General features: G+C 35.9%; 21 protein-coding genes. 2 read left to right on the top strand and 19 right to left on the bottom strand.

The window, feature by feature from the left end; translation table 11 throughout:
- Positions 1-39 precede the first annotated feature (39 nt).
- The 18 genes from AADJ06_RS02345 to AADJ06_RS02430 all read right to left on the bottom strand — a co-directional run bounded on the left by AADJ06_RS02345 (position 40) and on the right by AADJ06_RS02430 (position 21,539).
- A complete protein-coding gene (locus AADJ06_RS02345) occupies positions 40-2,526 on the bottom strand; it encodes a heavy metal translocating P-type ATPase (RefSeq protein WP_341224786.1) in 2,487 nt (828 codons plus the stop codon).
- A complete protein-coding gene (locus AADJ06_RS02350; protein ID WP_341224787.1) occupies positions 2,523-3,839 on the bottom strand; it encodes an APC family permease in 1,317 nt (438 codons plus the stop codon). The genes AADJ06_RS02345 and AADJ06_RS02350 overlap by 4 nt, the downstream gene beginning before the upstream one ends.
- Positions 3,840-3,844: 5 nt before the next feature.
- Positions 3,845-4,057, bottom strand: a complete 213-nt coding sequence (locus AADJ06_RS02355) for a hypothetical protein (protein WP_341224788.1) — start codon at positions 4,055-4,057, stop codon at positions 3,845-3,847.
- A gap of 72 nt (positions 4,058-4,129) precedes the next feature.
- A complete protein-coding gene (locus AADJ06_RS02360; RefSeq protein WP_341224789.1) occupies positions 4,130-4,396 on the bottom strand; it encodes a heavy metal-binding domain-containing protein in 267 nt (88 codons plus the stop codon).
- A gap of 20 nt (positions 4,397-4,416) precedes the next feature.
- Positions 4,417-5,655 carry a TolC family protein gene (locus AADJ06_RS02365; RefSeq protein ID WP_341224790.1) on the bottom strand — a complete coding sequence of 413 codons (1,239 nt, stop codon included), beginning with the start codon at positions 5,653-5,655 and terminating at the stop codon, positions 4,417-4,419.
- Complete coding sequence (locus AADJ06_RS02370; RefSeq protein ID WP_341224791.1) at positions 5,652-9,476, bottom strand: efflux RND transporter permease subunit; 3,825 nt, start codon at positions 9,474-9,476, stop codon at positions 5,652-5,654. Before AADJ06_RS02370 ends, AADJ06_RS02365 begins: the two co-directional genes overlap by 4 nt.
- Positions 9,477-9,558: 82 nt before the next feature.
- Positions 9,559-11,940 carry a multicopper oxidase domain-containing protein gene (locus AADJ06_RS02375; RefSeq protein WP_341224792.1) on the bottom strand — a complete coding sequence of 794 codons (2,382 nt, stop codon included), beginning with the start codon at positions 11,938-11,940 and terminating at the stop codon, positions 9,559-9,561.
- A 123-nt stretch (positions 11,941-12,063) separates the two neighbouring features.
- Positions 12,064-12,483: a hypothetical protein gene (locus AADJ06_RS02380; protein WP_341224793.1), complete on the bottom strand. Its 420-nt coding sequence runs from the start codon at positions 12,481-12,483 to the stop codon at positions 12,064-12,066.
- Between the two features lie 180 nt (positions 12,484-12,663).
- A complete protein-coding gene (locus AADJ06_RS02385) occupies positions 12,664-12,846 on the bottom strand; it encodes a hypothetical protein (protein ID WP_341224794.1) in 183 nt (60 codons plus the stop codon).
- A complete protein-coding gene (locus AADJ06_RS02390; RefSeq protein ID WP_341224795.1) occupies positions 12,843-13,019 on the bottom strand; it encodes a hypothetical protein in 177 nt (58 codons plus the stop codon). The genes AADJ06_RS02385 and AADJ06_RS02390 overlap by 4 nt, the downstream gene beginning before the upstream one ends.
- Positions 13,020-13,104: 85 nt before the next feature.
- Positions 13,105-13,425 carry a hypothetical protein gene (locus AADJ06_RS02395; RefSeq protein ID WP_341224796.1) on the bottom strand — a complete coding sequence of 107 codons (321 nt, stop codon included), beginning with the start codon at positions 13,423-13,425 and terminating at the stop codon, positions 13,105-13,107.
- A complete protein-coding gene (locus tag AADJ06_RS02400) occupies positions 13,426-14,883 on the bottom strand; it encodes a DEAD/DEAH box helicase (RefSeq protein ID WP_341224797.1) in 1,458 nt (485 codons plus the stop codon). It abuts the gene before it with no gap.
- A 1-nt stretch (position 14,884) separates the two neighbouring features.
- Positions 14,885-16,942: a Piwi domain-containing protein gene (locus AADJ06_RS02405; protein ID WP_341224798.1), complete on the bottom strand. Its 2,058-nt coding sequence runs from the start codon at positions 16,940-16,942 to the stop codon at positions 14,885-14,887.
- 405 nt (positions 16,943-17,347) lie between these two features.
- The gene (locus AADJ06_RS02410; protein ID WP_341224799.1) at positions 17,348-19,081 is read right to left on the bottom strand and encodes a DUF3987 domain-containing protein; all 1,734 of its coding nucleotides are present in this window, start codon (positions 19,079-19,081) and stop codon (positions 17,348-17,350) included.
- A gap of 22 nt (positions 19,082-19,103) precedes the next feature.
- Positions 19,104-19,727, bottom strand: coding sequence for a BT4734/BF3469 family protein (locus tag AADJ06_RS02415; protein ID WP_341224800.1), 624 nt, complete (start codon positions 19,725-19,727; stop codon positions 19,104-19,106).
- Complete coding sequence (locus AADJ06_RS02420; RefSeq protein WP_341224801.1) at positions 19,724-20,011, bottom strand: helix-turn-helix domain-containing protein; 288 nt, start codon at positions 20,009-20,011, stop codon at positions 19,724-19,726. The genes AADJ06_RS02415 and AADJ06_RS02420 overlap by 4 nt, the downstream gene beginning before the upstream one ends.
- Entirely contained in the window at positions 20,008-20,301 is a 294-nt protein-coding gene (locus tag AADJ06_RS02425) for a helix-turn-helix domain-containing protein (RefSeq protein ID WP_341224802.1), read from the bottom strand. Before AADJ06_RS02425 ends, AADJ06_RS02420 begins: the two co-directional genes overlap by 4 nt.
- Before the next feature lie 227 nt (positions 20,302-20,528).
- Positions 20,529-21,539 carry a hypothetical protein gene (locus AADJ06_RS02430; protein ID WP_341224803.1) on the bottom strand — a complete coding sequence of 337 codons (1,011 nt, stop codon included), beginning with the start codon at positions 21,537-21,539 and terminating at the stop codon, positions 20,529-20,531.
- A 146-nt stretch (positions 21,540-21,685) separates the two neighbouring features.
- Between AADJ06_RS02430 and AADJ06_RS02435 the strand changes: the two genes are divergently transcribed.
- A complete protein-coding gene (locus AADJ06_RS02435) occupies positions 21,686-22,663 on the top strand; it encodes a hypothetical protein (RefSeq protein WP_341224804.1) in 978 nt (325 codons plus the stop codon).
- 7 nt (positions 22,664-22,670) lie between these two features.
- On the opposite strand, the gene AADJ06_RS02440 is transcribed toward AADJ06_RS02435, so the two are convergent.
- A complete protein-coding gene (locus tag AADJ06_RS02440) occupies positions 22,671-23,900 on the bottom strand; it encodes a site-specific integrase (protein ID WP_341224805.1) in 1,230 nt (409 codons plus the stop codon).
- A gap of 1,256 nt (positions 23,901-25,156) precedes the next feature.
- On the opposite strand from AADJ06_RS02440, the gene AADJ06_RS02445 reads away from it, so the two are divergent.
- On the top strand, positions 25,157-25,789 hold the full coding sequence (locus AADJ06_RS02445; RefSeq protein WP_341224806.1) for an SDR family oxidoreductase: 633 nt from the start codon (positions 25,157-25,159) through the stop codon (positions 25,787-25,789).
- The last annotated feature ends 135 nt before the right edge of the window (positions 25,790-25,924 follow it).

Below are 25,924 nucleotides of genomic sequence, written 5' to 3' on the forward strand. Positions count from 1 at the left end.
AACAACTTCTTAAAAATCCATTTTAGGGTTTTCATATAATTATAATTTTAAACCTCTCAATCGCAGAGAATTAGCTATTACAGAAACCGAACTAAAACTCATTGCTGCGGCGGCTATCATAGGTGAAAGCAACATTCCGAAAAATGGGTACAAAATACCAGCTGCAATAGGAATCCCTAAAACGTTATAACCAAATGCAAAAAACAGGTTTTGTTTAATATTTTGCATTACTTTATGGCTTAGAGATTTGGCCTTAACAATTCCTTGTAAATCTCCTTTGAGCAAGGTGATTTTAGCACTTTCTATAGCCACATCCGTTCCCGTACCCATGGCTATTCCGATATCTGCCTGAGCCAGTGCTGGTGCATCATTGATACCATCACCTGCCATTGCTACCACTTTGCCTTCGGCTTGAAGTCTTTTTATTTCAGCCAATTTATCTTGTGGTAAACATTCGGCTTTGAAGTTGCTAAGGTTTAGTTCATTTGCAACCGCTGCTGCCGTATTATGATTGTCGCCAGTAAGCATAATGACTTCAACACCATCATCCATCAACTTTTGGATAGCATCCTTGCTACTACTTTTTATGGCATCTGAGATAACTAAAAAACCTTCCAAATGCCCATCAAGAGCAAAATAGGAAACAGTTTTTCCTTTTTTCTGTTCGACTATAATATGCTCTTTTTCGTTTTCAGAAATGGCTATTCCTTTATCTTGCAAAAGTTTTTCATTACCAATTACAATGTTTTTATTTTCAACTATTCCTATAACTCCTTTCCCTGAAATCGCTTCAAACCCTGAAATTGGTTTAGTATCTATTCCTTCATTTTTCGCTTTGTTAACAATAGCCTCAGCCAAAGGGTGTTCGCTTTGAGAATTGATTGAAGCAGCCAAAAGTAAGAGTTCATTTTCAGCATAATTATTGAAAGAATGAATCTTTTCTAAAGATGGTTTACCTTCTGTAATTGTGCCTGTTTTGTCTGTTATTAACACATCAACTTGGTCCATTTTTTCTAAGGCTTCAGCGTTTTTAATCAATACGCCACTTTGAGCTCCTTTACCAACGCCTACCATTACGCTCATTGGCGTAGCCAAGCCTAGAGCACATGGGCAAGCTATTATGAGCACGGCTAGAGCGTTTACAAATGCATAAACATAAGAAGGTTCGGGTCCAAATACTTTCCACACAATAAAGGTCATAACTGAAACAATAATGACTGTAGGAACAAAATACTTAGAAATGGTATCAGCCAATTTTTGAATTGGTGCTTTGCTGCGACTAGCATCATTTACCATCTTAATAATTTGAGCAAGTAAGGTTTCGTCTCCTACTTTTTCAGCCTTTATCACAAAAGACTTATTACCGTTTATGGTACCGGAACTTACTTTATCATCCACATTTTTTTCTACAGGAATAGGTTCACCTGTAATCATACTTTCATCTACATTGCTACCTCCTTCTGTAATGCTACCATCCACAGGGATTTTATCGCCTGGTTTTACTCTCAGTAAATCACCTACTTCAATGTCATGAATTGAAATTGTTCTTTCAACTCCATTTTCTACCAAAACAGCTTCTGTGGGTGCTAATTTTAATAATTCTTTGATAGCACCACTGGTTTGGCTGTGTGCTCTTGCTTCTAATAATTGCCCCAATAAAACCAAGGTTAGAATTACTGTAACCGCTTCAAAATATAGAAAAACACTCCCATCTGCATTTTTGAATTGGTCTGGGAAAATAGAGGGGAATAGTAAAGCAACAATACTAAAAATAAATGCCGCCCCAGCTCCAATTCCTATCAAACTAAACATGTTTAAGTTCCATGTTTTAAATGAAACCCAAGCTCTTTCAAAAAACATCCAACAAGCATAAAAAACCACAGGAAGGGAAAGTATAAGCTGAATCCAGTTTTTAAAATCAATATTTAAATATGCAGTAATGGGGTTATTGGGTATCATTTCACCCATAACTAAAATGAGAATGGGTAATGTAAACACCACCGCAACTTTAAACTTTTTAAGTAGTTTTTGATATGTCTTATTTTCGGCATCATCAGGTTTTAATGGCACTAAATCCATTCCGCATTTAGGGCAACTACCCGGGGCATCTTCAATAACTTCAGGATGCATAGGGCAGGTATATTGAGAGCCGCTGACAACATTTGCTTGTGGTACCAAATCCATTCCACATACTGGACAGTTGCCTTCTTTATCGTACATTTTATCTCCTTCGCAATGCATTGGGCAATAATATTTTGCATTAGAGCTTTCTTTTGAACTAGCTGTTTTTTGGGGTTTTACATCCATTTTTTCATTCGGCATTCCAATACCATACTTTCCGCCGTCCTTATCTAATGCAGCTTTAAAAGTTGCTAATGGAATATGTTTTTCCATTTCTATAGAGGCTGATTTGCCTTCCAGACTTACATCTACATGAGTAACTCCTGACACATCGCTTAAGGTCTTTTGAACGTGACTTTGGCAGCCTTTACAGGTCATTCCTGTTATTTGATAGGTATGTTTCATGATTGTTTAATATTTTTTTGAGTTTGACTGTTTTGTAGAAACCATTTTTCACCTGCAAAAATGAGTAGCATTATAACACCTGTTATTAGCACAACAAAAAGGTCTGAGGACACTTTTATCCAAATAAACGCTCCCAAAACAATCAGGTCAAATGAAATGGCAGCAATAATAATTGGGACATTAGCATTTATTTCTTTTCTGAGATTTTTCAAAACGCCCCATTGTAGGATAATGTCCATTGTTAAGTAAAAAATAGCCCCGAGTGAAGCAATACGAGACAGGTCAAAAAATGCAGTGAGTGTAATGGCAATGACTACGATATAGACCAACATATGCTTTTGTAATGACCCTGGCATACCAAAATGTTTATGTGGAATAAGTTGAGCTTCTGTGAGCATGGCGGTCATTCTGGAAACGGCAAATATGCTAGCAATAACACCTGAAATAGTTGCTACGATGGCAATAGCCACGGTAAACCATAGACCGTATTGGCCAAATGTAGGTTTTGAAGCTTCAGCTAGGGAAAAATCTTTTGCTGCTATAATTTCAGGAATTGTTAAATTGGCTGAAACGGCCAATGCCACTAATAGATAAACCAAAGTGCAAATAAAGAGCGAAATCATAATTGCACGCCCAACATTCTTGTTTGGATTTATAATCTCACCACCGCTGTTTGTAATGGTGGTAAAGCCTTTATAAGCCAAAATGGTAAAAGCTAAAGCGGCAATGTAACTTGTTGCATTATAATTGCCAGATACATTGGTAGGCAAGGCTTCGTCAATTGAAAATCCTGCCGCCCAAAGACCACCAATGGCGAATATGGCTAAGCCTCCTATTTTAATTATTGCCATCACAAGGGAAGAACGGCCAATCACTTTATTGCCAGAAATATTGACTAAAAAGGCAACTATTAACAACAAAACACCCAATATTGGAACCCAAACACTTTTTTCGGATATATCAAAAAGCTGCAAAGTATACGTTCCAAATGTACGAGCTACAAGGCTTTCACCAATGACCATTGAAAAAGCCATTAAAAGTGAACCTGAAGCAGTGATGGTGCCTGGCCCGTAAGCATTTTTTAGGTACATGGCTATACCCCCAGCTGATGGATAGGCATTTGACATTTTAATATAGGCATATGCACTAAAACCAGAAATAATAGCTCCAACAAGAAATGCATAAGGGAAAAATTCTCCTGCCAGTTCCGCCACTTGCCCCAATAATGCAAAAATACCTGCACCTATCATCACTCCTGTTCCTAATGAAATGGCTCCAGATAACGTTAAACTATTTTTCTTATAATTATTCATTTCTATTATGCTTTATTATGATTTTCTATGTGATGTTTAAGTAGCAATTTCAAACTATCAAGCCAATCAGAAAAGGTTTTAATATTCAAGTCTGGGTGTTCACAACACGGAATGGTCACAGGGTTTTCATCTAGGTATTGATACAATTCAGGATATTCCTGCTCTATTTTTAGTGTCAATTCACTAATTTCTTTGCTGAGTTCTTGTATTCGTTTCATTAGCTTTTAAAGTTTCATTTTGATTAAATTAATAATAAGGGCACTTTATTATTATACCCTTATTATTACTAATTAATGACTTTTCATGTCATTATCTGTTGCCTTTAGGTCCATTTTACAAATAGAACATTTGTCTCCTTCAGCACCCGTAATTTCTGGGTGCATAGGGCAAGCATACGTAGCATCAGCCATTTCCTGATTCATCTCACTGTGGTCATCACCTTCCATGTGTTCATGCGTTTCTTCTTTGTTTTCTGTACCTCCGCAAGAAGAAAGGATTACTCCCGAAGAGAATAAGAAAGTAGCTGATAATGTGATTGTTAAAATTGATTTTTTCATTTTTGAAATTATTTATTTGTTTAAAAAAGTTCTTTAGCCGTTATGTATTCAACCTTAGCCATTGCCATATTGTAATTTTTAGTAGCTGTGGCTTTGGCCATATTATATTTGAGTGTTTCTTGTTGAATACGCAGTAGTTCTTCAAAATCTTTTCCCGAATTGGCGTAAGCCGTGTAAAGGAGATTAAGAATTTGGTCGTTTCTTTCTATCTGATTTTGATAATGGAGATAAAGTTTCAAGGCTTTGTCTACTTCAAATGATGCATTGGCGTAGGTGCTCCATAGTTTGTTTTCAATACCTTCTTTTTTTTGAGATAATGCTAACTGCATTAATTGCGATTCCTTTACAAAAGCTTCATTCTTCTTTTTGAAAACAGGAAGGCTAAGTGTTACCATTGGCATTAAAACATCTTTGCCGTTTTGTGCCATTTCAATTCCTTTTCTTTTGGAAATCATGGCGTAATCTAAACCCACTCCGAAATTTGGTTTGGATTTCAAGGCGGCCAAATTCTGATTGGCTTGTTCAGCTATAATTTTAGCATCAATTAAGTGTAGTAAAGGATTATTCTTAAGGAGGTCTTCTTTAACAGCGATAACATCTGTTTCAATAGATACAAAATAGGCGGGGTCAATGTTTACGTGTGCAGTATCACTTCTATTTAATAGCCTATTAAAAGTGATATATAGTGGACTAAGACTTTCAAAGAGTATTTTATTGTCTGTTTTTATGTTTTCGGTCATAATGTCCACCCTCAATATATCTGTTAATGGGGCTTTCCCATTTGCATATTTAATGGTGCTAAGCTGTTTATAGGTATCAAGGATTTTTAGATTTTCTTCATTGATTCTAATGTGTTCTTTGATTTCATAAATTGGGAAATAAGACTGCTTCACATTTAGGAATAATTCATTTTTTGCCACATCTATTTCTTTGAATTTTGCCTGTGCCATTAAACTTGCAGCGTCTTCTCTAGCCTGTAAAGTACCAAACCATGGGAACATCTGACTAAGGGAAAGTCTTGCTCGTTGGGCACCTACTCGGGTTTCAATAGGACTTACAAAAACACCAAGCGAAACTGTGGGGTCTGGTAAGGTATTAACCTGAGGTATTTTTTCAAGAGCGGCGTTAAACTCTGAATGAGCAGCCTTAATATCTGGATTGTTCTCTGCGGCAATAATGAGGTAGTCTTCCAAAGATTGAGCTTTGGTAAGTATTGATACTGAAAAGAATAATAGAATATGAATGATTGATTTCATCATGATGTCATTTTTTTTAATTTTCTTTCCTCCCTTATAGAGAAAAGTACAGGTAGAATGAAATAAGAAGTGATATCGATTATCATTCCACCAAAGGCTGGAATAGCCATAGGTAACATAATATCTGCTCCTTTACCCGTAGAAGTGAAGATGGGAAGCAGTGCTATGATTGTGGTAGTAGTGGTCATGGTACAAGCTTTTATTCTTCTATGCCCACCAATGACGACCGCTTCTCGAAGTTCTTTTAAGTTGCTGAACTTGTTCTCTTTAAAGCTTTCGGTAAGATATGTTCCCATAAGAACGCCATCGTCTGTAGCGATACCGAACAGAGCAATAAACCCTACCCAAACAGCCACGCTTAAGTTAACCGTTTGCATCTGAAAGAGGTCATGGATGTTAGCTCCAAAAAAGTCGAAATTCATAAACCAACTTTGCCCCCAAAGCCAGAGCATGATAAAACCACCACTAAAGGCGACTGAAATGCCTGTAAAAACCATTAAAGAACTGGAAACGGAATTGAACTGAAAATATAAAATCAGAAAAACGATGCCTAAAACTAGTGGTACAATGATGGCTAGTCTTTTCTCAGCTCGAATTTGATTTTCATAACTTCCCGAAAACTTATAGCTAATTCCTGCTGGAACTATCAATTCTCCTTTTTCAATTTTATCTGTTATGTGAGCCTGTGCAGCTTCTACTACATCCACCTCTGCAAAGCCATCTTTTTTATCTAAAAGTACGTAACCAACGAGGAAAGTATTCTCACTCTTAATCATTTGAGCACCTTTGATGTATTCAATATCCACTAAATCTCCTAGAGGAACTTGAAACCCAGTGGGTGTGGGGATGTAGATTTTTTTAAGACTACTTGGGTCGTCTCTTAGTTCTCTAGGATAGCGAATGCGAACGGGAAACCGTTCCCTACCTTCTACAGTAGAAGTAAGCTGCATTCCACCAATGGCTGTTTCTATGGTTTTTTGAACGTCTTCAACAGTTAATCCATAGCGAGATATGGCATCTCTGTTAATATTCAAATGTATGTAGGGTTTACCAACAATTCGGTCTGCAAAAACGGCTTCTTGTTTAACAGAAGGTACTTCTTTCAAAATAGCTTCTAGTTCCATCCCGAATGCCTCAATGGTTTTCAAATCTGGACCATAAACTTTTATACCCATTGGTGCTCTCATGCCTGTTTGAAGCATCACGAGACGTGTTTCAATGGGTTGTAGCCTTGGAGCTGAAGTAACACCAGGAATCTTAGTTACTCGAACTATTTCATTCCAAATGTCGTCGCTTGATTTAATTTCTTTACGCCAGTTTCTAAAGTATTCACCATCTGCGTGTGGTATTAATTCCGATGTATGAATTCCCTGAAGTAATGCTTCTTGATTGGTCAAAGTATCGCCTCCTTTGGTAATGAAATTATCATTTTTATCAACTGAGAACCGCTCTCTATGACCTTTTGTATTTACAGCAAATTCAGGTTTGTAATTGATAATGTTTTCGTACATGGAAATGGGAGCTGGGTCTAATGCTGTTTCCGCTCTTCCCATTTTCCCTACCGCCAAATCTACCTCTGGTATATTAGCTAATAGCATATCTAATTGCTGTACTACCTGCTTATTTTGTTCTACTCCTGCATGTGGCATAGAAGTGGGCATTAAAAGAAAACTACCTTCATTTAGCGAAGGCATAAATTCTTTACCCATGCCAGGAAATGCATTTGACATGCCAGACCATAAAGCCGTATTTCTGACATTGACATCTACTTTATCAAAGCCAGTAGCCACAAATCCAAAAATAGAATTAAAGCCCAACCATACATTTGCTGCAAGAAATACTATTGAAGAAGGAATTAATAAAAAACTAGTTTTATGTTCTAAACACCACTTTAAAATTCGGGTGTAATAATGCTCCAAGAGTAAGAATAGGGTAATTACCACCCCTACAATGATGGCTACAAAAAAGAAATTGGTAAACAAAGAAGTGGATGCACCCAAGGGTAACCAATATTTGGCTAAAAGCCATACCACGGCAATTAGAGAGATAATTAGTTCGCCATGTTTTAAAACGAAGGCAGGTATCTTGGATATTTTTATATTCTTATTAGCAAGGTAAATTTTAATGGCTCCAATGAGTCCAAATAGAAACAAAATGCTTCCTGGTAAAAAATAGCCTAATACGAACGTGACTAACCCTATCAATAGTAAAGCATAGCTTCCGTATTTTTTTACTTTATCGCTCTTGACCTTGAAACCAAAAAACCAATGAGCAAAGCTTGGCAACAGTAATAAGGCCACAATCAATGCCGCTATAAGTGCGAAGGTTTTGGTAAATGCGAGTGGCGTAAAAAGCTTACCCTCTGCGGCTTGTAAAGTAAATACAGGCACAAAGCTTACAATAGTAGTTGCTACAGCCGTAAGTATAGCTGAACTTACCTCTGAGGCACCTTGATAAACTGTTTCGATGAGCTTTTGTGACGGAGGGGCTTCCTCCATCTTTTTAATTACATTTTCTGAAAGAACTATTCCTAAATCTACCATGGTACCTATGGCTATAGCAATACCAGATAGAGCCACAATGTTGGCGTCAACGTGGAAATATCGCATAGCGATGAAAACCATCAAAATTGCTATTGGTAGCAAACTGGATATTAAAATGGAAGCCCTCAGATTTAAGACCATCACCATCACTACTAATAAACTGATTAAGATTTCTAGTGAGAGGGCTTCTTCTAAAGTTCCGAGTGTCTCCTGTATTAGCTGTGTTCTATCGTAAAAAGGCACTAAAGTCAGTTGACTTTCTACACCATTGGTCAATGTTTTCTTTGGTAAACCACTGGAAATATCTTTGATTTTGTCTTTTACTGCATTAATGACCTGTAAGGGATTAGAACCGTATTTAGCCACTACCACTCCGCCTACTACTTCAGCTCCATCTTTGTCTAATAATCCCCTTCGGGTTGCAGGTCCAAGACTAACTACTCCAATATCTTTAACTCGGATAGGAACATTTTGATTGACCCCAACAACTGCTTTTTCCAAATCCTCTACCGAACGGATGTAACCTAAACCTCTAACTAGGTACTCCGCTTTATTTATTTCAATGGTTTTAGCCCCTACATCACGGTTTGACTCTTTAACAGCTTGCATAACCTTATGTAAAGGAATGCCATAAGTCCGCATGGCATCGGGGTTTACATCAATCTGATATTCTTGTATATAACCTCCAATGGATGCCACTTCAGAAACTCCTTCTACCGCATTTAGGCCATATTTTACATAGAAGTCTTGGACAGAACGAATCTCGTGTAAATCCCAACCTCCCGTTGGGTTACCTTTTTTATCTCGGCCTTCTAATGTGTACCAATATACCTGACCCAATGCCGTTGCATCAGGACCCAAAGCAGGCTGTACACCTTCGGGAAGGAGGTTTGACGGTAATGAATTTAGCTTTTCTAGAATTCTGGAACGTGACCAATAAAAATCTATGTCTTCATTAAAAATGATGTAGATACTGGATACTCCAAAAATGGATGAACTACGAATAGATTTTACTCCTGAAATCCCTAATAATGATGTGGTGAGTGGATAGGTAATTTGGTCTTCTATGTCTTGAGGGGAGCGACCCATCCATTGCGTAAAAACAATCTGTTGGTTTTCTCCGATATCCGGAATAGCGTCTACAGGGACAGGGTCCGATGGTAAAAAGCTAGTCTTCCATCCAAAAGGGGAGGTAATAATTCCCCAGCCAACTATCAGTGCTAAGAATAGCAGTGTAACTAACTTATTATAAAGAAAATAACGAATGATTTTATTTAACATATCATTTCTTAATTTATTACTAGTGACATATTTGAACGATTAAACTTTCTATTTAGAATTAATTTCATATTATTTGAGGCCCTTAAAACCTTACTAAGGCACCGCCTCCCCAGCCATATTTGTTATTATAATTTCCTTGTATTGAAAAATTACGAGAAACAATAAAAGACAAGCCAATTAGCCATTGGGTTTCTCCCTCTACCGATTTATTGTTTTCCAAATTATTTACCGTTCCAAAGTCCGCACGGTACTCATATTCTCCTTCTAAGAAAACTCTCGGGAAAAGCAACAATTCTCTATCCAATCGAATTCTTGGCCGTAACAGGTGGTCCACACTTACATCTACATTAATCCTATAGGGCGTAAAATATTTGATACCCACCAATCCAACAGTATTGAAGTTATCATAAGAATTGGGTGTTTTATTTTCGATATTAACACCAGCATATAAGCGAACCCAGTCGTTAAGATATTTATTATAATTCGCCTCTACTTCAATGTTTTGGTCGTAATCTAATTCTGCACGTAGCCCAAATTCATTCCGAATATTACTTGAGACTAAATTTAGTTCTGAAAAGTTGGAACCTAGACGTGACCATCCCCAAGAATAAAAGTGGTCTGTTTCATCAATAAGTTTTTGAACTGGAGAATCCTTCATTCTTTCATCTCTTTGGGTATCATAACTAAATACACGTGCCATACCACCCATCATATGGTATAATACATGGCAATGAAAGAACCAATCACCGTACTCTTCATTATAAAATTCTATAATGACTTTTTGCATCGGTGGAACGTTTACGGTATGTTTTAAAGGTGAACGCTCACCATTTTCGTTAATTACCCTAAAATAATGACCGTGAAGATGCATCGGGTGGTGCATCATTGTTAGGTTATTTAAAGTGATTCTGGTTAGCTCACCGCCTTTGATATTGATTTTATCGGTTTCTGATAAAGGGACTCCATTCATACTCCATACATAGCGACTCATATTACCTGTTAAGTTGAGTAGTATGTCATTGACCGGTAAATCTGACCTATAAGTGGTAATTTCTTTAGCTTTTAAAAAGTCATAGTTGAAATAGCTTTTTCGAGTTTTATAATCAAAAGCAGTCGTTACTTTTTCCATTGTGTGGTCATTATGGTATATATGACCATCCATATCCTCTGACATCTTGCCTTGTTTCATTTGCATGGTATCTTTTTTCATCTCCATAGAAGCACCCTTTTTCATATCCATTTTATCTTTCATTGGGTTATTTTGCGTCGAAGTCTTATTGTCCATCGGCATATCCATTTGCCCACCTTTCATGTTCATCTGCATACCATATTTCTTCATCAAGACTTCTGGGGTATTCTTCATTTTATTTCCCACCATAGCAGGTGCACCCATTTTCATGTCCATTTTAGCCATTTGTTTCATCATCTCCACTTTATCTGGCCTTTCGATTATTGTTCCTGTATAAAGCTTTCCTTTCCCTAGTTGAATAGAGGTATGCCCTGAGCCGTCTTGTGCTGTGGCAGTTATTTCTAAAATACCATCTGGAATTGTAACAATTACATCGTAAGTTTCAGCTATGCCAAAAAGGAATCGGCTTTTTGGTACAGGTTGCACATCTATTCCATCACTGGCAACTACTATTGGATTGCCGCCGCCAAAATCCATCCAATAATAGGTAGATGCCGAGGCATTGATAAATCGTAGTCTTACCTTTTCTCCTGGTATAAATTCAGAATATTCTGCCAGTTTTTTGCCATTTGTTAAAAATGCAGGATAATAAATATCTGCAATGTCTGCACCTTCCATACGATCTCGCCAAAATTTAAATTGAGCACCCAATGCACCTTCTGAAATTACTCTACTTAAGGGAACGGATGTTCCTTTTTTTACTTGATACCATTCGTTTCTTCTTTTAAGGTTACGCAGTATATTCATTGGCTTTTCATTAGTCCAGTCTGACAAGACTACCACCAAATCTTTATCATAATCCAGCGTTCTTTCTCTAGGTTGAATGACGATAGAACCATAGACCCCTTTTTGTTCTTGCAGCATGGTGTGAGAATGATACCAGTAGGTGCCTGACTGATTAATAGGAATTCTATATTGAAAAGTGACACCAGGTTTTATGGGTGGTGTTGTTAAATAGGGTACGCCATCGTAAAAATTAGGAAGTATCAATCCGTGCCAATGAACTGAGGTTTCTACATCCATTTTATTGGTGACATTGATTAAGGCAAGGTCTCCTTCTGCAAATTCGAGAATAGGTCCAGGAATACCGCCATTAATGGTCATTGCATTAGCCGTTACACCGCCTAACGTCATTTTATTTTTTTCGATGGTAAGGTTATATTCCTGAACAGGTCGACCCTCTTCATTTCTGTTTTGCCCGTTAGTACCACCTTGAGCAAAAGCAGAAGAAATGAAGAAGAACGCTATAAAAAATTTTGTTAATGAATTAATCATGAAATCTTTTTAATTAATGGTATAATAGATAAACAGGAACATTAAGAAATTAATGATCTAAGACATAGCTATGCCTTACGGTCTGATCTCAATGAGGTTACAGACCTATTCTATGATACGATATTATATAAGGAAGGATTGAAACAAGACTTGAACATCTTGTTTTATCAGGGGATGGGGTGTATAGTTGGTATAATAATTTTGACCTTTTATAAGAGGAAAATCATTAGTGAAGAAAGTATAAACAAAAGCTACGGTAAACACGGGGTTTACGGTTATTTGCTCAAGAGTTGATTGATAATCATCCGTAATGTCCAGCTGATAAACTAAATTTTGACAGCAATCAGTAGTAAACACTGGTTCATTTTCGGGTTCTTCCTTTTCCTGAACATCCATTGTGGCCATACCACAGTCTAAATGATGGTCGCCAAAACCTAGCTCAGACTGTACCGCATGACCACCACAAAAGTGAGTGGCAAAGGTAAAACCCATGTTACTGAACAGAATCAGTGAGGCTAGCGATATGGCGATTATTTTTTTCAATGTAGTAAAGTAAACAATTATCCACCGAAAAAAGAATGATGGAAATCATTATTACAAAGTTAAGGTATCAAGATTTAAAACTATTACATAATTAGTGGAGTATGTTGTAAGATTTCAGAATGATATTCTTTAATTATTTAGTTTTCAATTTGAATGATTTTAAAGCATGCCAATTAACTCCTATGCTTTTATCCTATTAAATGCACCTTCAGGAGATATTTTATCATAAACCATAAAGTAATGGTACTCTTTACCTGCTAAATCTGCCCATTTGTTACCCAAACGCCTCTTAGAAGCACTATCTGGATTATCTCTATCGTCTCCTTTTGTTTCTAGTAAAATAACATTACCTGATTCTGTCACAATCTTAGTGCTTCCAAGTTATCACCATGGATAATCATATTGCCACTTTCTGTGAGTACTTCAGATTCGCCATTTTCGGCTGAAAAGCCGTAATTATGCTCCAAAACTTTAAAAGGAACATCACGATGATGGTTGACTACTTTTTCTTTTCCTATCCAGTTGAGGGTTGGCATTCTTTGGGTAATGAACTATGGTTTTGTCAAAGATATAATAAAAAGAGAGTACTACATTAAACTTTGACTGTATGAAATTGTAAGGCTACCATTTAATATTGTTGAGTTCCTCCGCAGTATAATTTGAACCATCTGATGGAAGACTGCAATATCCCGCAAAGCCTGGGTAACCAGGATAGCCGGGATAACCAGGGTAGCCTGGATAGCCCACATAACCTCGATATGCGAAATAACTCTTTTTATAGAACCTGTTTTCTAACACAGTGCCAAGGTATTTGCCACTTGAATCCACGGCATGGTTGTCTTCCCAAGGAAACCAACCAATTACATTGGCATTAGAGTTATAAAGAAAGTTTCCTAAACGGAATGCAATCCATGAACCTGAGGAATTGAATAAATAAGTCATTTAAATAAGTATTGGTAAGTTGTTATCAATTGCGTTTTTTAAGTCTTTTTTTCTGTGGTACCAAATACCTTTTTTATAATCAATTCCTTGCTCAATAAGTCGTTTATGTGCATAATCAATAACGAAATCGGAAAGATATTTTTTGTTATAAAAAAGGTGTTCGGTGAATTTGTAGATAGCTGAAATGGGCTTATGACCTAACTCAAGGGCATTCTCAAGATAGTAGTGAAAACTAAGGCAATCTGCTATTTCCTCAGTCATGTTAACGAGTTCAAGCCCTTCAGCCTCTTGTGGCCTGATAACGTCATGGAAAACGCCTTCTTCATCCATAGCCGCAAAACTGCTTGTATCTTCATTGGAAGAGTTTCGTTTTGTAGAACTTGAAGTAAATTTCCATGGTTCTATTTGCCAATGGCGGTCTATATTACTCAATCCATGCTCTAACCATAAACCTGCATTGTCCAAAACTATTCCGAATTCCTTGCCTTCTGCCTTTCTCATGCATCTTCCCACTTGCTGTAAGTAAAGGGCAAGAGATTTGGTTGGTCTGGCCAGTTGCACAGCATCACAAGCAGGTACATCAAAGCCTTCGGAAATAATGTCTACATTGCTTATGATAAGCGTTTCACCTGATTTGAAGGATTCTAAAATTTCTTTTCTTTCTGCCTTCGGAGTTTTTGCATCAATATGTTCTGCTTTTACTCCATTTAAATTATACCTCCTTGCTATTTCTAGACTGTGTTCTATATCCACAGCAAAAACAATCATTCTTTTACCATTAGCATGTTGAAAGTAGCTGTTTACTAAATTAGCCATTAAGCGATTTTCCAGCATAATGTTATTTAACATTTTGAGGTCATAATCTTTCATTTGCTTTTTGACTTTGGTAAGATTTGGGACACCAGAAACCAAATGTTTAACAGGACTTAAATGTTTATTTTTGAAAAAATAACTAAGGTTCTCAAGACAAATTAGCGTTTCAAATTGTTCTTCGAAACCCTCACCGCTTAATCTCCATGGTGTGGCTGTTACTCCCAAAAACCATGCATCCGGATATATTTCCCAGAGTTTCTTGTAAGTAGAAGCTTTGGAATGATGGCATTCGTCAATAATCACAATTTCTGCTTTTGGCTTTTTTCGACGGGTTAGCGTCTGTATAGAGGCCACTTGAACATTAAGATTACGATTCTCTTCAAAACTAGCAGAGATGCAGCCTGACTGCACCCCTGCCACTTCCAAGCGATTAACAATTTGTTCGACTAGTTCAGCACGATGTGCCACTATTAAAACATCCTTTTCTTTTATATGAGCTTTGCGAACTATTTCGGAAAAAACCGTGGTCTTACCCGTGCCAGTAGCCATCTGGAATAGAACCTTTTTCATGTTGCCCCGTTTAGGGTCCCAAGCTTCAAAAATCTGGCGTATTCCTCTCTTTTGATAATCTCTTAATTCGTACATTTTAAATAAACCACAATTTATCTTTAGCAAATTCGGGAATACCATCCCCTTTAAAATAAGGCACCATACCTGCGATTATCTCCGAATACTTTATGGTGACAGGGAGGTTTTGCTGTGCAAGGCTTTTGTAATATAATCTACTAAACTGATATACCTGCGTAATGAGGTTATGAACAGTGGTGGTATCTTCCAAAAGCTCTTTATTGTTACAATCTATTGCCATTTTTAAAGGGAAATGGTAACCATCCTGCTTATTGTGATAGTTACCGTTTCTAGCATTATTAAATAAGAGATACTTCTTTCTTCCTATTTTGATGTAAACGCCACTATCTGGCATTAGATGATTTACATCTTTATCAAAAGCAAGAATATCTGCTGAGGCCGTTTTATTGATGGAGACAATGAAAATAGGAATGGGTCTTGGAAGCTCTAAAGCTGCCAAGGCTCGCTCTATTGGTTCTAATTCTTTTTTACTCATGGTCTTGTAAAAATGAATGACCAGTTTGGTAGGTGTGCCGTTGGCAACTACAAACTCTCTGACTTTTAAAGAAATAAGCCCTGCAAGTTCTTTGGTTTCTTTTCTTATGAAATAATCAAAGGCATTAAAACGACCTGAATTATCAAAACAAAAAGCAGAGCTGACATAAGTAACCTCGTCCAAATAGTTTCTATGAGCACCCACGCCTATAACCAGTTCTTTGGTAGGTTCTACTTTAAGTCGCCAAGGCAGACCTCCTAATTTAGCCAAAATAGCTACGGACATATTCGTAAGCGTAAAAACGAAGTCATCACCACCAATATGCTCAGGCTCTATACCTTGACAGACAATGTTTTTATTTAATAAGAACTCTTTTACCTGAATGTAGACTCGGTTTACTTGTCTTCTTGTTTCCGCCTTTGTGAAAGGTGTAAGATAGATTGCAAAGTATTTGGCTTCTACATTATTGTACTTATACGAATCAAATTTCGCCTGAAATTCAGGGATTGGGTTATCTTTATCTGTAAAGCATATATCTGCTGCTTCATCTATAAAATTAGGGATTTTAGAAAACTCCAAAAGCCCTTTATAATGACGTAGGCCATGTTTTAGGTAGTTGGCTAATTCATCTCTTTTGGCTTTGTCGTCCTTGTGATATACAAATATAATATTGACACATGAGTAAGGACATTTAACGGCTGGGTGTAAAATTCTGAAATCCTTTTTAGGGTTTTGGCCTGTTTTCCCGTCTTCAAAAGAAAGTTCAGCTTTTGCCTTATTTACTTGATTAACAAAAGTTGCGGGCACTTTCATAAATCCCTTTGTGGTGCCTGGAAAGTCCGCTTCAAATTCAACCGAATTAATGAAGTGTTTATAAAAAGTATCTATCTTGTCGAAGTATCTATTATAACGAGGTACCCTTTCTCTGTCCAGTTCATCCATACCCATAATGTCGGCTATTTCCCTTCTTAGAATTGGATAAATCTTCTCATAATCTAAGTTATCTACTTTCTTTTGAAGTTTTTCAAAAGGTATTATTTGGTGTCCGTAGATAACCTTTCCAATGGCTGAAGAAGGAATGAAAGTGGTTAATTCCTTAAAATTCATTCTAAAAACTTTTGAATGATGTTCATAAGATAGAATTATAGAAGGACGCTTGTTTTCTTCTTCGTATTGTACTCGGAGTGAGAATCGCTCATAAGCATTAAATCGTTCATCAGATTCTTTTGAGGAGGGAACCCAAAGTTCAATATTTTCTATGTAGCCATTCTTTACTAAAAGCCTTTTATCTTTTTTGAAATACCAGCTAAGGCTATCGCGATAATAATGCTTTACAAAATCTGCATTAGCTGTTTGAAGGTCAACCTTTACAGGCATAAAGCCATGTTTCGGGTATTTGAAAGATGTATAGATAAATTCTAAACCCTGAAGTTCTATTTCAGGGAAAGCTTCCAAAATCTCTTTTGTAAAGGAGTTTTTGAAAAGCCTTTTAGCTCTTCCGTTTTCTTCAAGACTAAAATAGAGGGTTACTGGTTCATTTGGCCAGTTGATAGTGAGTATATTAAAATATAAATTTTTCATTATTTCCTTATTTTTAAATAGTATAAATTCTTTTGATAAAATCGAGAAGTACCAAAAGCGTATCAAATTCGAAGGAAAAATGGCAGAGGGTGGAAGGTCAGCCTAACTATAAAGAAGTAGTTAAGTATTGCAAAGCAATGTGTTTTTAAAAGTTGGTATTGGTATACCATAATCTATTTTATATTTAAGATTCACGCAAGTCATTTTCAATAGATTAAGGTTGAATAAGTAGTAGTAAATATAATCAAAAGAAAAGAAAGAATAAACAAAGGAAAAGTAAAAAATATGCTAAAACTTAATGAAATCATCCTAGAAGCCATTTGAAGGCACTATTATTTTCAAAATGCTACAATTTTTAGCATTTATTTTTGTAATAAATTGTACAGAAGGGTATTATCCTTAGCATTAAATCGCTTTTTCGTATTCGTTTTTTTGAGGATGATGTAAAAGACCAGCACTTTTAAAGCTTGCGATATAGTATTGTGCTGTTTTGTCTTGGATGTTTAATGAAGCCGCTACTTCAAGGTATTCTTTTCGTGAGAATTTTTCAGGAAGACTTTCAAAAAAGCTTTCTTTTTTGTTTAACCGCTTTACGGGTTTTGCTGTTTCTGGCATTTGTGAAAAAATGTAAGAAGAATGCACTAACAGCACCTCGGAAAGTTTCAGAGCATTAGAAAAGTCAACATCCGGACAAACTAGCGTTCCTTGAATCTCGCCAGTGTCCATCATTCGGAATGCTGTAAATATCATGGCAATTCTAAAGGTAATTAAACCAAGGCGACGGATGGTGCCAATGTAATCTTCCCCTTTAAGGCTAAAGTACTTATTAAACACTTTTTGAAAGTGGATATTAAACTCGGTTTGTTGCTTAGGGCTAAGTTCAAATCTTATAGAAGGATGTGCCAGAAGAGCATTGTAAAATTCAAGGTACTCAACACCCAAGTTAAAGAAGTATTCATCAAGACCTGTACTTGAAGTATTCGCGAAGACATCTAACCACTCATGATTCATGTTTAGATAATAAAAAATGAACCTGCTAAAAAGGCCATCTTCGGCATTTGGAATAAGGTTTTGGATTTGCATGGGTGTACCTGATAACACCGCAGAAAGGCAAGGGCTTTCTAGGTCTACATACTCTCTATCTGTTCGGCGATAAAAACTTATAGTTTCATGATGGAAAGCTTTTCTAAAACCATCAGAGTAATTACCGAAATCAGATTTAAAAGTGTTGGCTAGTGTGTCACCTTCGGTTTCAAATATTAAACCACGTCCCTCATTATCGTTTAAAAGTTGGAATACACCAGAAGAACTATTATTAGCAGGTAAAAAGAGCAATTTCATAGGTGGAGATTCTGGCTTTTCTAGGTCTGAATTTTTCTTTTTCTGTGCATTGTAGTTGTTTAGTTCAAATTCAAATACGGTTTTTGCTTTCTTATACTCCTCTCGATAGGAATCATGAATAGGCTTAACAAGTTTTCTCAAATGATTTAAACGGCCTTTACCAGCGGAAGCCTGTGCGGAAACAAAAAGATAAAGATTGGCAAAATGCTTTTTGTCATGATAAACTCCATAAACGGTAGGCAGTGTCACACTTAAAGCCACAAGACTACCAATTAGTAATAAGTCTTTCTCATCGTTGGTTTTACCAACGCATGTAATTTTCTGAAAGAAAACAGGAAGCTCGGAAAAAATACTTTCTGGAAAATTAGGAAGCCTTTTGGGTTCTGGAACTTTTGTTTTGGCTTTATGAGTAGGCGGTTTCTCAACGAAGTCTTTTGATAATGTGACTCCGGCTTGTTTTGCTAAATAATAAAGTGTTCCAAGGTTAATACCATTGCCATTTGATTTAAGACATGCATCGAACTGCTTGTCGGTTTCGATATTAGAGTATTCCGAATGAGCGGAACTCAGCTGGTGATAAAGTGACCTGCCCTTTTCACCAAAGTTATCGGCTAGGGCAAAACCTATGTTCCTCCAATTTTCATATCCGATGGTTATGTCAACAGATTGTTTTAGAATCTGATTAACCAAAGAATCGACTTGGTCATATTCTGATTCAACTATTGGAATAGTTGGGGAGTCTTGAGTCTCTGTTGGTTTGTTCAACCAATCAGAGACCTTAAATTTTTCTATCTTCATTTTAATAATACTTTAAAAGCGATTAATACCTTGGATTTAAGTAGAGCTTAGGGTCATTGGGCAAAAAACAAGCTCTGGAAATATCTTTACCAGCCTTATCTGGCTCTAGCTTATACGTACGTTTTAAATAGTTACTTATGGCCAAAAACCAATTGAGGTGATTATCTTCTTCTAAATTGATTTTTATGACCCATTTCAGTCCATCACCAGAAGGTGAGATAAAGAGCATTTCTGTTTGGAAATAGGGGTCATCTAATAAAAGCTCTCGTGTAACTTTAACATCTTTTAGATGGTCAAAATCCAAACATAGTAAACCGGAATGTTTGATTAAACCTTCGTCTTTACGGGAAGAGAATATTCCTGAAAAGGTGACATAAGAGAATCTGTTTGCCTTTATTTTTCTGCTTTCCTCTTTTGAAGTGCAGGCTCTTAAAGCGGCCGTTTGTTCTTTAAAGTCATTTCTAATTAAAAAGAATAGGTCCATAAGGTTTATTGTTTTACACGGTAGAGTATTCCTTATTGGAGCTTCGAAAAGACTGAACTTTGGAATGCTTGCAAGATGCTCTTTAGAGCGTTCAATAAACTGTGGAACATTTTCCCATCCAGTCTTTTTCTTAATGCTACCGTCTTTTTCTTGATTTATCATAACGGTAAGCGTTTAGTGTAATTCTTATTTAAAATAATCTCTATGTCTGCTATTTTGTAGTAGAACTTGCCATTAATTCGTGAGTATGGCAAAACACCAGTATCTCGTAAATTCTGTAGCGTACGCTTACTAATATGAAGCGAAAGCATGACATCTTGTGAGTCTATCCATATCTTATCAAACTTGTAAGGTTCAGAAGGCTTATGGAGTAAAGATTGAATGAAGGTTTTCAGAATGGCAACTTCTTGTTGCAGATTCTGAAGCATTAGAAGTACTTCTGTCATGACACACCTCCTTTTTTAAGTTTAAAAGCTGATGCCCTTTCAATGATTTCGGAATCTGAAGCTATGCGGTTACTTAGTAGCCAATTATTAAGTTCTTCCCTTTGGAAATAAATAATCTTACCACCTGGTTTATAAAAGGGGATTTTGTTTCCACTCGTAAGCTTATATAAATGGGAATCTGAGATTCCTAAGTATTGTGTTGCCTCATTAAAATTCAATACCTCTTTTTGAGATATGTTTTGCTCGGTTATGAGCTTTTCGAGATGATTTAATTTCTCTAATATGTCCATGATAATTCTGTTAAGAATACGTTTGGACTTTTGGCCAAAAGTCACCTTCCGATTTGAAAGGATAGGTCAAAGATGGAGGGTTAAAAGGGAGTAAATCAGTGCTTTATTCTCTAGCGTAGCGTAGAGCGTAGAGCGTAGAATTGATGCAGAATGTGCTAGGATAGCTATTCAGATGAATTAAGTAATAAATAATAAAGGAAAAGAAATTCCTTGCGTAGAGCGTAGTATTAGAGATGCGAGGCGATTGACCTAATTAAGTCATGATTTGGCGTAGGCTTTCTTGTTTTAATATTTACAGGTATTATTGGTGAACCATCCTCTTGTAGAAAACATTTGACAGTTACATTCCAATGCTGAGGATACACTCTATTAACCTTAGACAAATCATCATGAATTATTTTGATTAGGGATGTTAGGTCTCCTAGGTTTTTTAGCCATCTAATTGGCGTTTCAATTTTCTTGCCTGAGAATATTTTCCTCAAAGTAGAAATGTTTACTGAAATGTAACCATTTTTTAAAAGGGCGTCATGAAAATCTTTGAAACGGTCACCATATAAATCACCCAAATATGTAAATGAATGATACTCTAGTGATGATGTTTTCTTTTTCTTACTAATGGACTTAGCCGTTGTTTCTATTTCTAGCTTTTGTATTCTTTCTAAGAAGAGTTTGTTAGGATGAGTTTCAAATGTCATGCTATTATAGAAATCCAATTCTTCAAAAGGGAAATCAATAATAGGAAGAATGCTTTCCTGAATTTCCAAATAAATGTGAATTAGGGTCAACTTTAAATATTGAATTATAAAAGTGTTGGATTTGTAGACCTGGTCTTTGATGTAAGAATTTTTAGAGCCATCCAATATATCAAGGTTAAAGGATTTATTGTCAATCACTTTTCCGAGTGCGGCAATTAGCTTTTTGAGTTTTCTTTCTAGGATGTCCTTTTTCAAATAATGTAGTTCAAAATCGGAAAGGTCGTTTTTCAACATCCCCCGAAAGGCTCTTATAAAATCATCCTTCATTCTTAGAAGGAATTGTTCATAGTACCTAGTTCTATTATTGAATGGGCTTTCAAAAGTGAATGCAAATTGCGGTGCGGAATTTTCTTCATCCAACGGGCGGAGTGCTAGAAGATTAGATTTGAAATAGTCTTCCGATTTTAAATCCTCAAGCCATGGTTGTCTTGAACCAAAGACAAGTTCTTCAAATTCTAGGTATATGGGTGATAGTCTAGTCAAAAGATTGGGGGTATTATTTGAACTATTTTATAAAGTATTTCTAAATCAAATTAATTCAACAACTTGTTGTTTTAGAACTAAATACGGGAAAAACACCCTTGTATGAAAATTCTTGATAAGCTATGTTTGAAAAACAAAAAAAAGCCATGAAAAGTTATTTCTTCAAAATTGCCCTTGCCTTAATACTCTTCAATCTATCTTTCTCTTCACTTCGGGCTCAGGAAGCTTTAGAAAATAAGATAAATGAGCTAAGTAAAGAAATTCAAAAGTTGACAGATAAGACTGTTAAGTTTGGAATTAGTCTTGGCTATCGTTCTTTAAACGAAGAAAGCCTGCTAGATTATACTGAGCCCGTAATTTCTCAGACTGATACAACGCTTTCTTTTAATAAATTACAAAATGGCGGTTTAATACTTTCTACTTCAATTCTATTTAATCCAAAGATTAATTCAGATGGTATTTCAAGAAGAATGAATCAGGAAATATTTCTTTCAATGGCTGAGCACTATAGTGATAAAAAAATCATAGAAATTCCTATTAAGGAGCGATTTAGGCTAAGAAATATGGCCATGTTTGATAATTTTACAATTGAAGAAGATAAGACTTTGGAAGAACACCAATTTAAACCTTCCGACCAGCCATATTTTTCAAATGGCGAGCATGTTTTAGAGGCAATAGCTTACAAGAAACTATTAAAGAGTTGGATTGATGATGCTAATACACCAGCTGCTGAGAAAATTAGACTCGAAGAACATTTGAAAAACATTAAAAAAACCATGTTTGTTAAAAGTTTAATCAATGGTTTTCTTGACCGCTTAGGTATTACCGCTAACTTAAATATCCTAGAATTTTCAAGAGCACAACAAGAATTAACATTTAATAAAAGCATTGAAGGTGGTCTTGGAATAAGTTATGCGGTAAATCCTAATATTCAACTTAGTCTTACCAGAGAACATATTTTTTATCGTGCTCCAAGAACTTATCTTACGAATTTAGCTGGGGGAAAAGTAAATATGGATGGTGTTTTTGTAACAAAGAGCACTGACTTACCTAGAGATAATCAGGATTTGTTTTCAACCAAAATACTTAAAGGAAGAAGCTTTAAAGTTGTAGTTTTCTTTTAGCATCGATTTAAAAATCCAAAAGTTTCTCTTGATATTTCACCTTAATGTCATCCTCAAAACTATCTAAATAGTTCTCAGTGGTGCGGAGGTCTTTATGGCCCAGGCTTTCAGATATGTATTCAATCGGAGCTCCTGACCTCTTTAAAACTGTAGCAAATGAATGCCTGGCCGAATAGGTGGTTAGCTTTAACTCAAAACCTAGAGTTTCACCAAGCCTCTTGGTATGTAGATTTATAGTCTTGTTAACCTGCTTTATTTTTGCTCTTTCCTGTTCCGGAGTTTCTTTACCATCCAAAAAGCCGAAAACATAATTCTCTGGGTTCATATCATTTTGTCCCCATCGCTTTAAAATCTTTGCACTTTCAGGAAGAATGGCCACTGAGACATTCTTTAGATTAGAACGACTACTTCGTTCAGTTTTCGCTCGTAAAAAAGTTATTGACTTTGAGTTAATGTTTTTAAATTGAAGCCTTGCAATATCTTTTACGTTTATTCCATTACATAAATAAGTAAACATCCAAAGGTCTATTGCCTTTTGCTCCTCGTTATTTTTAGCCTTATAATTAGATATAAGTTTAATTTCAGCTAAGGTCAAAGCCTTTTTGATGTTTTGGGAAGCGGGAATCTGATATTTCCTTTTTCCAAAAGGATAAAATGACCTATCTACTTTACCTTCATCAATGGCCTTATTAAAAATAGTCCTCAAGCTTCGTGTGTATATTCCGACACTAGAGATTGAGTTACCCTTATCCAGCATCCAATTTTCATATTCATTGAGCCAATCTGATGTAATTTCTTTGAATAAAGCTTTTTTCTTTTTTCTAGAAGCTAGGAATTTAGTAAACGAACTTCGTGCACTCTTGTAACTTTCTGCTGTTCCAATTCTGTTTTCTTTTCTAAGCATCTCTTCATAATCATCAAAGGAACTAAGAAGGTCAGAAGTCTTTTTAGGTTTAGCGTTAAATCTTTTCTCAAAATCTTCAAAAGTGAATGGAAAAATCTCTTTAATGATATCATCAGCCCTCGACTCAATTTTTGAAAGCAATAATTTGATTTGCCTAAACTCTTTCCCTGGTCTAATTGAGTTAATTTTAGTCCAATCATCCTCTGAATAAGATAAGCCAATAGAGTAATATTTTTGGTCTCTATTGTATGTAACACGAAGTTTAAGTGGATAAGTGCCATCTTTTTTTATGGTTCTAGTATCCTGAATAAGGGCTAAAGTAACTCCCAGCATAGTTTTTAGGGCTGTATGTTAGTGTTTTATTTGCATACAATTTACATACAAATGGGTTTAAAAACAACAAACTATAAGAAAACATAAGCAATAAAAACAACCTAATATACTAATAATAAGCATAATAAGAAGTCATAAGCAAGCAAAGGAAAGTATAGAACTGGACTCATAATCAGGTGGTCCATGGTTCGAATCCATGTGGGCCCACAAGCCTCTCCCAAAATGGAGAGGCTTTTTTATGCACTTCCAGTTCATTATAAATACTCAGACCCACCGCCAAGAAAGCCTACATTAATAACAACAAGAAGCTTTTTAAAAGTTGTGATATTATTGCTCATCTTAAGGATTCTATAGCTTTGGTTAAATGAGAGCATAGATTTAACATTTTGACAAAACAGGGAATAAATGACCATTTATTGATACCTATAGAGAAAAAACAGGAGATTCTAAAAAGCAACTCAAAGTTTGGGTAGAATAAGGTCTTTTAATATATGGAAAAAAAAGGATTTTAAGATTGAAGTGCAGCTTCTTTGGAAAAAATCTACTAATAATTGGCAAGAAAAATATTGAAGAATGTGAAATTTAACTTTGTGAGAAAAATCATGACCTTCTATCTTGGCTTGATGATGAGTTAAAAAGTTCTCTTTTCTTAAGATGATGGCCTAAAGCTCTAACTGTTACTTTAAATCCACGGTCTCAAATCATTTTTAATGAAGTCAAGTATGTTTTTGAGATTAGTATTTAATCAGGGAATGGACCTCAGCTTAATTCAGTATTAGAGTTAACTTACTGTTCGATAGTTTTTTAATTCCTTTTGTACTTTGGTGGTATTCATTTGGACAGCATATGGTTTAAATCGATTAATGCCATTGGTGAATAGATTCTACACATTTAAAATCTAAATTAAACTAGTTTTCTGCCGCCTCTAGGTTTTAATAAGCTTTGATACACTGCACAAGATAAATAACTATGCCCTTAAACTCTATTCAGTAGCTATTTAGACCTCTATTCTACCTCAAAATTTTAAAAAAAATATTCGATGATGCTTATTTTTTAGCAAGTTAATTGAACCTTTTTTTCTGGGAACAATCTTTTAAACTTTTTAAGAGAGAGAGGTGGAGAGATGGTGTAGGAGAAACATATTGATGGTTGCATGTGTATGAGCCTATCAATCCTTATGCTCAAGGTGATAGGGGTGTCCTAAACTGCCTCAAATTAATTGGAATTTTTTTTTGAACTAAATAAATAGTAGAAGCATGAATAATTTAAAGAATGTCTTAGTAGCAGGTGCCAATGGAAGCACGGGAAGAAGTATTGTCAATCTTTTGAAAAAATCAGAAACTTACGAGCCAATAGCCATGGTAAGGAAGCAAGACCAAAAAGACTATTTCGAAAATCAAGGAGTAAAATCTGTGCTTGCCGACTTGGAGCAAGACTTGGATCATGCCATGATAAATGTTGACAAAGTAATTTTTGCCGCAGGCTCAAAAGGTGGGGATGTGATAGCCGTAGATCAGGATGGAGCAAAAAAACTAACTAATGCCGCAAAACAGTCAGGGGTTGAGAAGTTTGTGATGTTGAGCTCTATGGGAGCGGACAATCCTGAGCAAAGCAATAACCTTCAAGACTATTTAAGAGCGAAGCAAAATGCTGATGACCATTTGCTTAATAGTGGATTGAATTATAGTATAGTAAGACCCGGTCAATTGACAAATGGCGGTGCTACAGGCAAAATTCAACTGGATGAAAAAATAAAAACTAGAGGAAGTATTTCAAGAGAAGATGTAGCCAAAACATTAGTGCAAGTTTTGGATGGCGAAGTGAAACAAAACCAAGTTTTTGAAATAATAAGTGGAGATGTTCCGATAGCAAAGGCGGTTTATTCCTAATTTGAATAGTTCATAAAATGAGTCAAGAAGGCGGTCTTCTGTTTATATGCTAAACTCATTTTTTGTTTGCTTTTTGATAAAACCAATAGGCACTCTTTACAGTCTCCTTTTATTACCTTTGTGCAAAATCGGTGA

The organism is uncultured Arcticibacterium sp. (assembly GCF_964021845.1).
Taxonomy (GTDB): Bacteria; Bacteroidota; Bacteroidia; order Cytophagales; family Spirosomataceae; genus Arcticibacterium.